Origin of the sequence: Streptomyces sp. NPDC049879 (assembly GCF_044461265.1) — a bacterium.
Taxonomy (GTDB): Bacteria; Actinomycetota; Actinomycetes; order Streptomycetales; family Streptomycetaceae; genus Streptomyces.
In genome coordinates, this window is the sequence record NZ_JBITKT010000003.1 from 379,734 (window position 1) to 392,859 (window position 13,126).

Annotated in this window: 14 protein-coding genes; all 14 read right to left on the reverse strand. The window is 74.3% G+C overall.

The genetic code is table 11. The features are described 5' to 3' along the window. Positions 1–2 precede the first annotated feature (2 nt). The 14 genes from nusB to ACIBPC_RS12710 all read right to left on the reverse strand — a co-directional run bounded on the left by nusB (position 3) and on the right by ACIBPC_RS12710 (position 13,109). Positions 3–428: a transcription antitermination factor NusB gene (gene nusB / locus ACIBPC_RS12645; RefSeq protein ID WP_362968471.1), complete on the reverse strand. Its 426-nt coding sequence runs from the start codon at positions 426–428 to the stop codon at positions 3–5. Between the two features lie 2 nt (positions 429–430). Beyond that, a complete protein-coding gene (gene efp / locus ACIBPC_RS12650) occupies positions 431–997 on the reverse strand; it encodes an elongation factor P (protein WP_362968472.1) in 567 nt (188 codons plus the stop codon). Positions 998–1,069: 72 nt separating this feature from the next. After that, a complete protein-coding gene (locus ACIBPC_RS12655; RefSeq protein WP_398843588.1) occupies positions 1,070–2,212 on the reverse strand; it encodes an aminopeptidase P family protein in 1,143 nt (380 codons plus the stop codon). A gap of 89 nt (positions 2,213–2,301) precedes the next feature. After that, complete coding sequence (locus ACIBPC_RS12660; RefSeq protein WP_398844357.1) at positions 2,302–3,084, reverse strand: AAA family ATPase; 783 nt, start codon at positions 3,082–3,084, stop codon at positions 2,302–2,304. Positions 3,085–3,169: 85 nt separating this feature from the next. After that, positions 3,170–3,610, reverse strand: coding sequence for a type II 3-dehydroquinate dehydratase (gene aroQ / locus ACIBPC_RS12665; RefSeq protein WP_398843589.1), 441 nt, complete (start codon positions 3,608–3,610; stop codon positions 3,170–3,172). Then, positions 3,607–4,707, reverse strand: coding sequence for a 3-dehydroquinate synthase (gene aroB / locus ACIBPC_RS12670; RefSeq protein ID WP_398843591.1), 1,101 nt, complete (start codon positions 4,705–4,707; stop codon positions 3,607–3,609). Before aroB ends, aroQ begins: the two co-directional genes overlap by 4 nt. Then, positions 4,704–5,222, reverse strand: a complete 519-nt coding sequence (locus ACIBPC_RS12675; protein WP_362968477.1) for a shikimate kinase — start codon at positions 5,220–5,222, stop codon at positions 4,704–4,706. Before ACIBPC_RS12675 ends, aroB begins: the two co-directional genes overlap by 4 nt. Further along, a complete protein-coding gene (gene aroC / locus ACIBPC_RS12680; RefSeq protein ID WP_398843595.1) occupies positions 5,219–6,403 on the reverse strand; it encodes a chorismate synthase in 1,185 nt (394 codons plus the stop codon). The genes ACIBPC_RS12675 and aroC overlap by 4 nt, the downstream gene beginning before the upstream one ends. 126 nt (positions 6,404–6,529) lie before the next feature. Next, positions 6,530–7,351 carry a shikimate dehydrogenase gene (locus ACIBPC_RS12685; RefSeq protein WP_362968479.1) on the reverse strand — a complete coding sequence of 274 codons (822 nt, stop codon included), beginning with the start codon at positions 7,349–7,351 and terminating at the stop codon, positions 6,530–6,532. Further along, positions 7,348–9,126 (reverse strand): endolytic transglycosylase MltG, encoded by a 1,779-nt coding sequence (mltG, locus tag ACIBPC_RS12690; RefSeq protein WP_398843598.1) that lies wholly within the window; start codon positions 9,124–9,126, stop codon positions 7,348–7,350. The genes ACIBPC_RS12685 and mltG overlap by 4 nt, the downstream gene beginning before the upstream one ends. A gap of 88 nt (positions 9,127–9,214) precedes the next feature. Beyond that, on the reverse strand, positions 9,215–9,679 hold the full coding sequence (gene ruvX / locus ACIBPC_RS12695; protein WP_362968481.1) for a Holliday junction resolvase RuvX: 465 nt from the start codon (positions 9,677–9,679) through the stop codon (positions 9,215–9,217). After that, positions 9,679–12,348 (reverse strand): alanine--tRNA ligase, encoded by a 2,670-nt coding sequence (gene alaS / locus ACIBPC_RS12700; RefSeq protein ID WP_398843601.1) that lies wholly within the window; start codon positions 12,346–12,348, stop codon positions 9,679–9,681. The genes ruvX and alaS overlap by 1 nt, the downstream gene beginning before the upstream one ends. Continuing rightward, complete coding sequence (locus ACIBPC_RS12705; RefSeq protein ID WP_362968484.1) at positions 12,348–12,662, reverse strand: DUF6167 family protein; 315 nt, start codon at positions 12,660–12,662, stop codon at positions 12,348–12,350. Before ACIBPC_RS12705 ends, alaS begins: the two co-directional genes overlap by 1 nt. A gap of 6 nt (positions 12,663–12,668) precedes the next feature. Further along, complete coding sequence (locus tag ACIBPC_RS12710) at positions 12,669–13,109, reverse strand: DUF948 domain-containing protein (protein ID WP_362968485.1); 441 nt, start codon at positions 13,107–13,109, stop codon at positions 12,669–12,671. Between the last annotated feature and the right edge of the window lie 17 nt (positions 13,110–13,126).

Here is a 13,126-nt window from a genome sequence, read left to right on the forward strand (position 1 = left end):
GCTCAGCGACGCAGGGAGGGCTTGAGGTCCTTCAGACGGCCCAGCAGCCCGTTCACGAACGCCGGGGACTCGTCCGTCGAGAACTCGCGGGCGAGCTGCACGGCCTCGTCCAGCACCACGGCGTCGGGAGTGTCGTCCTCCCAGATCAGCTCGTAGGCGGAGAGCCGCAGGATGTTGCGGTCGACCACGGGCATGCGGTCGAGCGGCCAGCTGACGGCGTACTGGGCGAGCAGCTCGTCGATCCGCGCGGCGCGGGGCTCGTAGCCCTCCACCAGGGTGCGGGTGTACTCGCTGACGGGCGGCTGCCGCTCGTCGGAGCGCGACAGGGTGACCCAGCCGGCGAGCACCTCGGTCGGCGGGACGCCGCGCTGGTCGGCCTCGAAGAGGATCTGCAGGGCTCGTTTGCGGGCCTTGCTGCGGGCGGCCACGGTTAGCTGTTCACCCGGCCGAGGTAGTCGCCGGAGCGGGTGTCGACCTTGATCTTCTCGCCGGTGGTGATGAACAGCGGGACGCCGATCTCGTAACCGGTCTCCAGGCGCGCCGGCTTCGTGCCGCCGGTGGAGCGGTCGCCCTGCACACCGGGCTCGGTGTACTCGACGACGAGTTCGACGGCCGCGGGCAGTTCGACGAACAGCGGGTTCTCGTCGTGGATGGCCACGGTGCAGTCCTGGCCCTCCAGAAGGTAGTTGGCGGCCTCGCCCACGGTCTCCGGGGTGACGTAGAGCTGCTCGTACGTCTCGGTGTCCATGAAGACGAAGTCGGAGCCGTCCTTGTAGGAGAACTGCATCCCGCGCCGGTCCACCGTGGCCGTGTCCACCTTGGTGCCGGCGTTGAAGGTCTTGTCCACCACCTTGCCGGAGAGCACGTTCTTGAGCTTGGTGCGGACGAAGGCGCCGCCCTTGCCGGGCTTGACGTGCTGGAACTCGACTACGGACCACAACTGGCCGCTGTCGAGCTTGAGCACCATGCCGTTCTTGAGGTCGTTCGTGGTGGCCACGGTTGCGGAATCTCCTACGGACTGCTGCTGGGGGAGACCACGGTCCCCCCGCGCGGCTGTCCCCGGACGGGGTCACAGGGCGAGGAGTTCCTTGGTCGTGATGGTGAGTAGCTCGGGTCCGCCGTCCGCCGGTGGGCGGACGACGAGCGTGTCGTCGATCCGGACACCGCCCCGGCCTGGAAGATGGACCCCCGGCTCGACGGTGACCGGCACACAGGGGCCAAGTCTACCCATGGCGGCAGGGGACAGCCGAGGGTCCTCCCCGATCTCCAGGCCGACCCCGCGGCCCGTCACGGGCCCGAGGGCCCCGCCGTGCCCGGCCGCGGTGATGACGTCCCTGGCCGCCCGGTCCACGGCCCGCAGCTCCGCGCCGGGTGTGAGCGCCTCCCTGGCGGCCCGCTGGGCGGCGAAGACGACCTCGTACAGCTCGATCTGCCAGTCGGCCGGCGTCGTGCCGATGACGAACGTCCGTCCGATCTGGCACCGGTAGCCCCGGAAGCTGGCGCCGAGCCGCACGGTCAGGAAGTCGCCCTCCTCGACCCGCCGGTCCGTGGGCCGGTGCCCCGCGAGACCCGAGTGGCCGCCGGTGGCGACGGAGGTGGGGAACGCGGGGCCGTCCGCGCCGTGGTCGACCAGCCGCCGTTCCAGTTCGAGGGCCAGGTGACGCTCCGTCCGGCCGACGAGGATCGACTCCAGCAGCTCTCCCAGGGCGCGGTCGGTGATCTCGGCGGCGCCCCGCAGTGCGGCGATCTCGTCCTCGTCCTTCACGAGCCGCTGCCGCTCCACGGCGCGGTCCAGGTCCGTGAGGGCCGCGCCCGGCGCGACGGCGGCCAGCGCCCGGTGCCGCGCCACCGTCAGGTGGTGCTCCTCGACGGCGACCGAGGTCACGCCCGTCCCGGCGGCCATCCGCACGGCGGCGACGGCCGGGTCCTCGCCCGCCTCCAGGATCACCAGGCGCAGCCCGGAGTCCTCCGCCGCGCCCGGGTCGGGCCACCTGGCGCCCGGCTGGCGGGTGCCGACGGGGTCGACCGTGGGGTCGCGGTGGGCGAGCAGGACGTCGTCACCGCCGGGGCCGAGCAGCAGGACCGCCCCCTCGGGCGCCGGGCCCGCGAGGTAGCGGACGTTGGCCGGTCTTGTCACGACGACGGCGTCTGGGCCCGCCGGAGCGGAGCGGGCACGCAGCTGTGAGCGCCGGCCGGCGAGTACCTCGGACATGCACCGAGCCTACGCAGCGCGCGCCGGGACGGCCGTCCCGACGCGTCCGGACGAGCGGGCGCGCGGGCGCGTGTGCCGTCGTGCGCCCCTCACCACTGCGGCGGGCTGGTGAGGCTGCGGGCGACGGCCTCGTCGAGCATCCTCGCGGTGGTGGCCACGTCGTGCCGCGAGTTGTCGATGATGGGCAGGCCCGAGCCGTACCAGCCGGCCATGCGGCCGTGGATGGTGGCCACCTCCTCGTCGGAGAGGCGGCGGGTGCCGGTGCGGGCGGCGTTGCGTTCGAGGACCACGTCGAGCCCCGGCAGCAGCACGATGGGGATGAGCCCGGGGCCGACGTGCCGCTTCCAGCCGCCGAGGCCGACGGCGGGCCGGTCGGGGAAGACGGCGTCGTCGAGGATGCAGGAGATGCCGTTCGCCATGAAGTTCCGCGCGGCGAAGCCGCAGGTGCGGCGGGCGAGGCGGTACTGGGCCTCGGAGCGGTCGTTCCACCCGGCGCGCGGGTCGGCGAATCCGGCGCGCACCCACTCGCGCACGTCGTCGAGGCTGATGTGCGCGGTCGGGACGGGCCTGCGCTCCGCCCAGTGGCGGGCCACCGTGGTCTTCCCGGCGCCGGCCGGGCCGATCAGCAGGACCGCGACACCGGCGTGCGCGGCATCGGGCACGGCCGCGCCCGGTGCGGTCGCCGCGGCCGGGATCACGGCCCCGGGCGGCAGCTGGACGTGTCCGCTCGTCTGGCCGTCGGCCGGTGCCGCGGGCGGCACCGGCATGGCGCCGGGCTGGTGCATCAGCTCCCCCACCTGGGTGTCCGTGCGCGGCCGGACGGCTCGCGCATGTCTTCGAGCGCTCCACACGGTACCGGGCGTCCGTGTCAGCCCGTGATCGCTGTGATCCCTCTGATTCCCGCTCTCCCGTCCGGATCAACGCGCGGCACGGCCCCGGGGTGCCGCGCCGGGCGGGTCAGTCGGCCAGTTCCTCGGCGACGGCGCGCAGCGCGAGGACGTACGAGCCGATCCCGAAGCCCGCGACGGTGCCGCTGGCGACGGAGGCGACCACCGAGGTGTGCCGGAACTCCTCGCGCCGGTGCGGGTTGGAGATGTGCACCTCGACCAGCGGCGCCGTGCGCTGGGCGGCGGCGTCGCGCATGCCGTACGAGTAGTGGGTGAACGCGCCGGGGTTCAGGACGACGGGGAGCGCGCCGTCGGCGGCCTCGTGCAGCCAGCGGATCAGCTCGCCCTCGTCGTTCGTCTCGCGCACCTCGACGTCGAGCCCCAGCTCCTTCCCGGCCGCCGTGCAGCGCTCGACCAGCCCGGCGTACGAGGTGGAGCCGTAGACGTCCGGCTCGCGGGAGCCGAGGCGGCCGAGGTTGGGGCCGTTGATGACCAGGACGCGGCGGCTCATGCGGCGATCTCCGCGTGCGCGGCCAGCAGCATCGCCGGGTCGGGGCCCTCCAGGACGGCCGGTCTCGCCAGGCCGTCGAGGACGATGAAGCGCAGCCGGTCGCCGCGGGTCTTCTTGTCGATCCGCATGGTGTCCAGCAGCCGGGGCCACTGGTCGCCCCGGTAGGTGACGGGCAGGCCGACCGAGGTGAGGACGGCGCGGTGCCGGTCGGCGGTGGCGTCGTCGAGGCGGCCCGCGATGCGGCCCAGTTCGGCGGCGAACACCATGCCGACGGAGACGGCGGCGCCGTGCCGCCACGTGTAGCGCTCGTTCTTCTCGATGGCGTGGCCGAGGGTGTGCCCGTAGTTGAGGATCTCGCGGCGCCCGGACTCGCGCAGGTCCGCGCTGACGACCTCGGCCTTGACGCGGACCGACCGCTCGATCAGCTCGGCGGTGAACGGGGCGTCGGGCCGCCGCGCCGCCTGCGGGTCGGACTCGATCAGCCGCAGGATCTCCGGGTCGGCGATGAACCCGGCCTTGATGATCTCGGCGAGCCCGGACACGTAGTCGTGCACGGGCAGCGAGTCGAGCGCGGCGAGGTCGCACAGGACCCCGGCGGGCGGGTGGAAGGCGCCGACGAGGTTCTTGCCCTCGGCGGTGTTGATGCCCGTCTTGCCGCCGACCGCCGCGTCCACCATGCCGAGCACCGTCGTCGGGACGGCGATCCAGCGCACGCCGCGCAGCCATGTCGCGGCGACGAAGCCCGCCAGGTCGGTGGTCGCGCCGCCGCCGACGCCCACCACGACGTCGCTGCGCGTGAAGCCGGTCTGGCCGAGCGCCTTCCAGCAGTACGCGGCGACCTCGGCCGTCTTGCTCTCCTCGGCGTTCGGCAGCTGGACGGCGATGGCCTCGTACCCCTGGTCGGCGAGGTCCTGCCGCAGCACCTCGCCGGTCTCGGCGAGCGCCTCGGGGTGCAGGACGGCGACCCGGCGGGCGGCGGGGCCGATCAGCCCCGGCAGCTCGCCGAGCAGGCGCCGGCCGATGAGGACGTCGTACGGGGTGGTCCCGTCCTGGCCGCCGACGGTGACGGCGACCGGCTTCTCCTCGGGGGTGGTCATGCTGTCGTGGGCTCCAATGCGTCGAGCACCGCCTGGACGACCTCGTCCGGGGTGCGGTCGGCGGTCGTGACGACCGCGCGGGCGACCTCGGTGTACAGGGGGCGGCGCTCCTCCATGAGGGCGCGCCAGCGCTGGCGGGGGTTGATGGCCAGCAGGGGGCGGGAGGCGTCGAGCCCGACCCGCTTCATCGCCTCGGCGAGCGGCACGTCGAGGAAGACCACCGGCCGGCCGGTCAGCAGGGCGCGGGTGCCCGGGTCGAGCACGGCGCCGCCGCCGAGGGAGACGACGCCGTCGTGCCCGGTGACGGCGGCGCGGACGGCCGCCGCCTCCAGGGCGCGGAAGCGGGCCTCGCCGTCGTCCAGGAAGATCTCGGAGACGGTCTTGCCCGCGGCGCGCTCCACGTCCGCGTCGGTGTCGCGGACGGTGCGGCCGAGGCGTGCGGCCAGGAGCGCGCCGACGGTGGACTTGCCGGACCCCGGGGGGCCGACGAGGATCGCGGCGGGGCCGGCGGTCACCTGACCTCCAGGGAGCTGAGGAAGCCGGTGACGTTGCGCCGCGTCTCGGGGACGCTGTCGCCGCCGAACTTCTCGGCGACCGCGTCGGCGAGCACCAGCGCGACCATCGCCTCGGCGACGATGCCCGCGGCGGGCACCGCGCAGACGTCGGAGCGCTGGTGGTGCGCGCGGGCCGTCTCGCCGGTGGCGACGTCCACGGTGGCGAGGGCGCGCGGGACCGTCGCGATGGGCTTCATCGCGGCGCGTACGCGCAGGAGTTCGCCGGTGGTGAGGCCGCCCTCAGTGCCGCCGGAGCGGCCGGAGGCGCGGCGGATGCCGTCCGGGGTGGCGACGATCTCGTCGTGCGCCCGCGAGCCGGGGACGCGGGCGAGGCCGAAGCCGTCGCCGACCTCGACGCCCTTGATGGCCTGGATGCCCATCAGCGCGCCCGCCAGCCTGGCGTCGAGCCGCCGGTCCCAGTGGACGTGCGAGCCGAGGCCGACCGGGACGCCGTACGCGAGGACCTCCACAACGCCGCCCAGGGTGTCGCCGTCCTTGTGCGCCTGGTCGATCTCCGCGACCATCGCGGCGCTCGCGCCCGGGTCGAGGCAGCGCACCGGGTCGGCGTCGAGGCGCTCGGTGTCGGCGGGGGTCGGCAGGTCGCCGTACGGGGCCTCGGCCGCGCCGAGGCCGACCACGTGGGAGACGATCTCGACGCCCGTCGTCTCCTTGAGGTAGGAGCGGGCGACCGCGCCGAGGGCGACGCGGGCCGCCGTCTCACGGGCGGACGCGCGTTCCAGGATGGGGCGCGCCTCGGCGAAGCCGTACTTCTGCATGCCCGCGAGGTCGGCGTGGCCGGGGCGGGGGCGGGTGAGCGGCGCGTTGCGGGCGAGCGCGGCCAGCTCCTCCGGGTCCACCGGGTCGGCCGCCATGACCTGCTCCCACTTGGGCCACTCGGTGTTGCCGACCATGACGGCCACCGGGGAGCCGAGCGTCAGGCCATGGCGCACGCCGCCGAGGAAGGTGACCTCGTCCCGCTCGAACTTCATGCGGGCGCCCCGCCCGTAGCCGAGCCGACGCCGCGCCAGCGCGTCCGCCACCATGTCCGTGGTGACGGGGACGCCGGAGGGCAGCCCCTCCAGCGTCGCCACCAGTGCGGGTCCGTGCGACTCCCCCGCGGTCAGCCAGCGCAGCCTGCTCAACGGTGCTCCTTGGGATGCCTCGTGCGATTCCTCGGCCGGGACGACCCTGCCGGTCTTGCCGCACGATCCTCCCATGTCCGCCCGGGCGGCCCGCGGGCTGTCTGACCCGCGAGACGGCCCGGCGGGTCAGTGGGCCGCGAGCGCGCTCCCGCCCGCCTCGCGCATGGCGGCCAGCGGGGCGGCGGGGACGCCCGTCATCCGTTCGACCTGGAGGACGGCCTGGTGGACGAGGAGGTCGAGCCCGCCGACGACCTGGCCGCCCCGTTCCGCCCACGCGGCGGCCAGGGGGGTGGGCCAGGGGTCGTACAGCACGTCGAAGAGCGTGCCGGGGCGCTCGGGCACGGCGGCGGCCAGGGCGTCGGTGGCGCCCGCCGGGGTGGTGGCGACGACGAGGGGGGCTGTCAGGGCCTCGTGGGCGCGGGACCAGTCGGCGGTCGTGACGGGGACGCCGAGGCGTTCGCCCCAGCCGCGCATCTCGGCGGCGCGGGCGGGCGAGCGTACGTACGCGGTGACCTCGCCGTCGCAGACGCCCGCCAGGGCGGCGAGGGCCGAGGAGGCGGTGGCACCGGCGCCCAGGACGGCGGCGCGGCCGACGCGGGTGACGCCCCGTTCGCGCAGGGCGGCGGCGATGCCGGGGATGTCGGTGTTGTCGCCGACGCGGCGGCCGTCGGGGGTGAACAGGACGGTGTTCACGGCCTCGACGGACGCGGCGGCCGGGCCGATCTCGTCCAGCAGCGGTATGACGGCACGTTTCAGCGGCATGGTCAGCGACAGGCCGGCCCACTCGGGTCCGAGACCGGTGAGGAACGGCGCGAGCGTGCCCTCGTCGATCTCGAAGCGGTCGTAGGCCCAGTCGGTGAGGCCCAGCGCGCGGTAGGCGGCGCGGTGGAGCACCGGGGAGAGCGAGTGGGCGATCGGCGAGCCGAGGACGGCGGCGCGGCGGGTCATCCGTCGCCCTGCTGCTGCGCCTCGTTGAAGTCGTCTCGGTTGCGGTCGTGCTCTTCGTAGTCGTCGGTGAAGCGGGTGTCGCCCGGGGTGACGGTGACGAAGTAGAGCCAGGGGCCGTCCTCCGGGTTGAGCGCCGCCTCCAGCGCCTGGTGGCCCGGGTTCTCGATGGGTCCCGGCGGCAGGCCGTACTCCTCGTAGGTGTTGTACGGGGAGTCGACCTCGGTGTCCTCCAGCGAGACGTCGAGCGTGGAGCGGTTCAGCGCGTAGTTCACCGTCGAGTCGAACTGGAGCATCATGTCGATGTCGAGGCGGTTGTAGATCACGCGCGAGACCTTGCCGAACTCCTCGTCCGCCTGCGCCTCGGCCTGGATGAGGGACGCGATGGTGAGTATCTCGCGCGGGCTGCGGTCCAGTCCTGCCGCGGCGTCCTCCAGGTCGATCTCGGTGAACTCGGCCTCGGCACGCTGCACCATCTGCGTGAGCAGGTCCTCGGGGGTGGTGCCCTCGCCGACGTCGTAGCGCGCGGGCCACAGGAAGCCCTCGATGTCGCCCTCGGCCCAGTCGGGCAGGCCGAGGTCGGCGGTCTCCGCGACCTCGGCGGTGGTCCCCTCGTCGAGGCCGAGCCGTTCGTCGATGATGGTGTAGATGTCGGCGGCGCGCTCGCCCTCGGGGATGATGAGCGCGTTGGCGCCCGGCCCTTCGAGCAGCAGCGCGACGGCGGCCTCGGCGGACATCTCGCGGCGCAGCGTGTAGATGCCCACCTCGATGCCCTGGTCCCCGGCGGCGGCGACGAAGGCGTCGTGGCTGGCGACGACGCCCTCGTTGCGCAGCCGGTTGCCGATGTCGGAGAGGGTGTCGCCGTCCTCCACGGTGAACTCGACCTCGCCGGTGCCCTCGCCCGAGAAGTCCGCCGGGGGGCCGAAGCGGTCCTGGTAGAAGCCGTAGCCCCAGTACGCGACGCCGCCGAGGGCGCCGACGACGAGGACGGCGGCGACCATGCAGCCGCAGCCGCCGCGGCGGCGCTTCTGCTTGTCGCCCTTGTCGCCCTTGTCGGTCCTGCTCCCCCTGCGGTCGGCGCGGTCGTCGGTGTCGGACCAGTCGTCGTCGTCCCGCTTGGAGAAGAAGTCGCTCTCGCCCTGGTCCGGTCCCGGGTCCCAGCCCGTGTCGGGGTCGGGGGAGGTGTCGGGCGGGCTGTCGGGCGCGGTGTCGTGACGGCGCGGGGCCGGGGGCCTCGGCTCGGCGGCGGGCGCGCCGGGACCGGCCGCCGCCTCCTCCTGCTGCTGCTGGAACGCGGCCTGCTGGTAGGGATCCTGCGAGTAGGGCTGCTGTCCGTGCTGCTGCGGCTGCTGGCCCTGCTGGCCCTGCTGGTAGCCCTGCGCGGCGTACGGGTCCTGATACGCGTCGGCGCCGTACCCGGCGGCCTGCTGCCCGGCGTACGGGTCGTTGGCGTAGAACTGGCCCGTCTGGTCGTACTGGCCGTCCTGGTACTGGCCGCCGTACTGCTCGGCGCCGTACTGCCCGCCGTTGCCGCCCTGGTCCCAGCCGCCCTGCTGGCCGTAGTACTGCTGCTGGCCGTGCTGGTCCTGCTGCCCGTACTGGGGGTCGTACCCCTGGCCCTGCTGGTACTGCTGCTGGCCGTACTGGTCCCAGCCGTCCTGCTGCCCTGGCTGGGGGACCCCCTGGCCCTGCTCCGCCGCCCAGTCGCGCTCCCCGTACAGCGGATCGTTGTCCGGGTACCACGGTTCGGGGCCAGGCCCCCGGCCATACTCAGTCATCGATCCCCTTGAGACGCAAGACGGCGGTCGGCGCACCCCCCGGAAACCGGCACGACTGCCCTTGGCGCGGAACGTTACCGTACCGCGATCAGACAACCACTTCGACGCACTGCCCCGGCGGCTGCCCCGAAGCCCGTTCGCTCTCCAGCGCGCTCTGCAGGATAACGACCGCCGCGGCCTGGTCGATACGCGCACGGCCCTTGCGGGCGGAGACCCCCGCCGCCCGCATGTCACGGGCGGCGCTGACCGTGGACATCCGCTCGTCCACCAGCCGGACCGGCACCGGCGCGACCCGCCGCGCGGTCTCCCGCGCGAAGGCGCGGACCCGGGCGGCGGCGGGGCCCTCCCGGCCGTTCAGCGACCGGGGCAGGCCCATCACCACCTCGACCGGCTCGTACTCGGCGACGAGTTCCGCCAGCCGCCGCTGGGCGCCCTGGACGTCGCGCCCCGGCACCGTCTCCACCGGCGTGGCCAGGAGCCCGTCGGGGTCGCAGCTCGCGACCCCGATCCTGGCTTCGCCGACGTCGACGCCGAGCCGCCTGCCCCGTCGCATCACGCGGCTTCCGCGACCAGCCGCTCGACAGCGGCGAGCGCCTCGTCCACGGCGGCCGGGTCCTGCCCGCCGCCCTGCGCGACGTCCGGCTTGCCGCCGCCACCGCCGCCGAGCGCCTTCGCGGCGACGCGCACCAGGTCACCGGCCTTCAGGCCCCGTTCGCGCGCGGCCTCGTTGGTCGCGACGACGGTGAGCGGGCGCCCGTTCACCACGGTGAACAGCGCCACGACCGCGGCGCGCTCCCCCGGGATGCGGCCGCGCACGTCGAGGACGAGGCGGCGCAGGTCGTCGGCGGTCGTGCCGTCCGGCACCCGCCCGGCGGCGAACGCGACGCCGCCGATGTCCTGCGCGGCGGAGGCGAGGCCGCCCGCGGCCTCCAGCACCTTCTGGGCGCGGAACCGCTCGATCTCCTTCTCCGCGTCCCGCAGCCGCGTGAGCATCCCCGAGATGCGCTCGGGCAGCTCCTCGGGCCGCCCCTTCACCAGCTCGGTGAGCTGGGCGACCACCGTGTGCTCGCGGGCGAGGAAGCGGTACGCGTCGGCGCCGACCAGGGCCTCGACGCGGCGCACGCCCGAGCCGATGGACGACTCGCCGAGCAGCTTCACGAGGCCGAGCTGCGCGGTGTTGTGCACATGCGTGCCGCCGCACAGCTCCTTGGAGTAGTCGCCGATGGTGACGACGCGCACGCGCTCGCCGTACTTCTCGCCGAACTCGGCGATGGCGCCCTGCTTGCGGGCCTCGTCCATCGACATCACCTCGGCGGTGACGTCCAGTTCACGGGCCAGGACCTCGTTGATCTTCTGCTCGACGTCCGCGAGGACCGTGCCGGGCACGGCGGTCGGGGAGCCGAAGTCGAAGCGGAAGCGGCCGGGGCTGTTCTCCGAGCCCGCCTGGGCGGCGGTCGGGCCGAGGGCGTCGCGCAGCGCCTGGTGCGTCAGGTGCGTGGCGCTGTGGGCGCGGGCGATGGCGCGGCGGCGCGCGAGGTCGATGCGGCAGTCGGCGGCGGCGCCGAGGGTCACCTCGCCGACCTGCACCACGCCCTTGTGCACGAAGACCCCGGGTACCGGCTGCTGCACGTCGCGGACCTCGACCACGGCGCCGGAGGACAGCCGGATGCGGCCCGTGTCGGCGAGCTGGCCGCCGCCCTCGGCGTAGAACGGGGTCCGGTCGAGCACGACCTCCACCTCGTCGCCCTCGGTGGCGGCCGGGGCGGGCACACCGTCCACGAGGACGCCGACGACCGTCGCCTCGCCGCTGGTGTGCGCGTAGCCGATGAACTCGGAGGGGCCCGCCGAGTCCGCGACCTGCCGGTAGGCGGACAGGTCGGCGTGGCCCTGCTTCTTGGCGCGGGCGTCCGCCTTGGCGCGCTCCCGCTGCTCCTTCATCAGCCGCCGGAACCCGGCCTCGTCCACCGAGAGGCCCTGCTCGGCGGCCATCTCCAGGGTGAGGTCGATCGGGAAGCCCCAGGTGTCGTGCAGCAGGAACGCCTTGTCCCCCGCCAGCACGCTGCCCCCGGACGACTTGGTCTCGGTGACGGCGGTGTCGAGGATGTTGGTGCCGGCCTTGAGCGTCTTGAGGAACGCCGCCTCCTCCGCGAGGGCGACCGTCTCGATGCGCCTGCGGTCGGTGAGCAGGTCCGGGTACTGCTCCCCCATGGTGCCGAGCACGACGTCCACCAGGTCGCCGACGACCTCGCCGGTGGCGCCGAGGATGCGCATGTTGCGGACGGCGCGGCGCATGATGCGGCGCAGGACGTAGCCGCGGCCCTCGTTGCCGGGCGTGACGCCGTCGCCGATCAGCATCACGGAGGTGCGCATGTGGTCGGCGACCACGCGCAGGGACACGTCGCTGTCGTCCGCGGCGCCGTACGCGACGCCGGTCAGCTCCACGGCCCGGTCGATGACGGCGCGCAGGGTGTCCGTCTCGTACATGTTGCGGACGCCCTGGAGGACCATCGCCAGGCGTTCCAGGCCGAGGCCGGTGTCGATGTTCTTGGCGGGCAGCTCGCCGAGGATCGGGAAGTCCTCCTTGCCCTCGCCGGCGCCGCGCTCGTACTGCATGAACACGAGGTTCCACAGCTCGACGTAGCGCTCGTCGTTGACGGCGGGGCCGCCCTCGGGGCCGAACTCGGGGCCGCGGTCGTAGTTGATCTCGGAGCACGGGCCGCAGGGTCCAGGGACGCCCATCGACCAGAAGTTGGGGCCCATGCCGAGGCGCTGGATCCGCTCGGCCGGCACGCCGACGACGTCGCGCCAGATGCGCTCGGCCTCGTCGTCCTGCTCGTAGACGGTGATCCACAGGCGCTCGGGGTCGAGCCCGTAGCCGCCGTCGGCGACGGAGGACGTCAGCAGCTCCCAGGCGAGCGTGATGGCGCCCTCCTTGAAGTAGTCGCCGAACGAGAAGTTGCCGCACATCTGGAAGAACGTGCCGTGCCGCGTCGTCTTGCCGACCTCTTCGATGTCGGGCGTGCGCACGCACTTCTGCACGCTCACCGCGCGCGGGTGCGGCGGGGCCACCTCGCCGAGGAAGTACGGCTTGAACGGCACCATGCCCGCGGGGACCAGCAGCAGCGTCGGGTCGTCCGCGATCAGCGACGCCGAGGGCACGACCGTGTGCCCGCGCTTCTCGAAGAAGCTCAGCCAGCGGCGGCGGATTTCAGCCGACTCCATCAGTGGTCCCTCTTCTCGGTGTGACGGCTCGCGGGGTCTGACGACCCGCGGGGTGACGGGGGGAGCGCGCGGGCGGGCCCGGCGGCGTCGGCGCCGAGGCCCAGGGCGTCGTTCAGCTCCGACTCGCGCTGCGCCATGCCGGCCCGCACGTCCAGCGCGAAGCCGCGCGCGCGGCGGCCCGCCGCGGCGGCGCGGTCGGCGGCCCGGACGGCGAGGCTCTCGGGCGCGAGGCCGCGCAGCGTGCGCTGGACCTTGGTGGTGGCCCAGACGCCGGCGGCTGCGCCGGTCGTGAACCAGAAGGCGCGGCGGATCACGGTGGGTCAGTCCTTTCCTGGCCGCCCGGCACGGCGGCGCCGGGGTCCCGGCAGTACGCGGCCGGGCACGGTGCGGAGGGTGGGTGACGGCTCGTCGGCCGCGCGGCGGCGCGCCAGGGCGCGGCGCACGCCGTAGCCGAACGCGGCGACCTTCACGAGCGGGCCGCCGAACGTGGTGGCCACGGTGGCGGAGAGCGCGGAGGCGCTGGCGGCGACGTCCTCGACGTCGGCGGCGATGGTGTCCACCCGGTCCAGCTGCGTCTGCGCCGAACGGACGGTCGCGGACGCCTCGCCGAGGAGCGGCACGGCGCGGTCGGTGACCTCCTCCAGCATCCGCGTCGCGGCGCGCAGCGCCTGTGCGAGACGGACGAGCGCGACGGCGAGGAAGGAGACGAGGATGGCCCAGAAGACGGCCACCAGCAGGCCGGCCACTTCTCCACCGGACACGAGACGCACCGCTTCCC

Excerpts from the sequence above, each read along its gene's own strand:
- mltG (WP_398843598.1), bottom strand. The coding sequence starts at position 9,126 with ATGACTGAGTATGGCCGGGGGCCTGGCCCCGAACCGTGGTACCCGGAC.
- ACIBPC_RS12655 (WP_398843588.1), bottom strand. The coding sequence starts at position 2,212 with ATGTCCGAGGTACTCGCCGGCCGGCGCTCACAGCTGCGTGCCCGCTCC.
- aroB (WP_398843591.1), bottom strand. The coding sequence starts at position 4,707 with ATGACCACCCCCGAGGAGAAGCCGGTCGCCGTCACCGTCGGCGGCCAG.
- ruvX (WP_362968481.1), bottom strand. The coding sequence starts at position 9,679 with ATGCGACGGGGCAGGCGGCTCGGCGTCGACGTCGGCGAAGCCAGGATC.
- aroQ (WP_398843589.1), bottom strand. The coding sequence starts at position 3,610 with ATGAGCCGCCGCGTCCTGGTCATCAACGGCCCCAACCTCGGCCGCCTC.
- ACIBPC_RS12685 (WP_362968479.1), bottom strand. The coding sequence starts at position 7,351 with ATGACCCGCCGCGCCGCCGTCCTCGGCTCGCCGATCGCCCACTCGCTC.
- alaS (WP_398843601.1), bottom strand. The coding sequence starts at position 12,348 with ATGGAGTCGGCTGAAATCCGCCGCCGCTGGCTGAGCTTCTTCGAGAAG.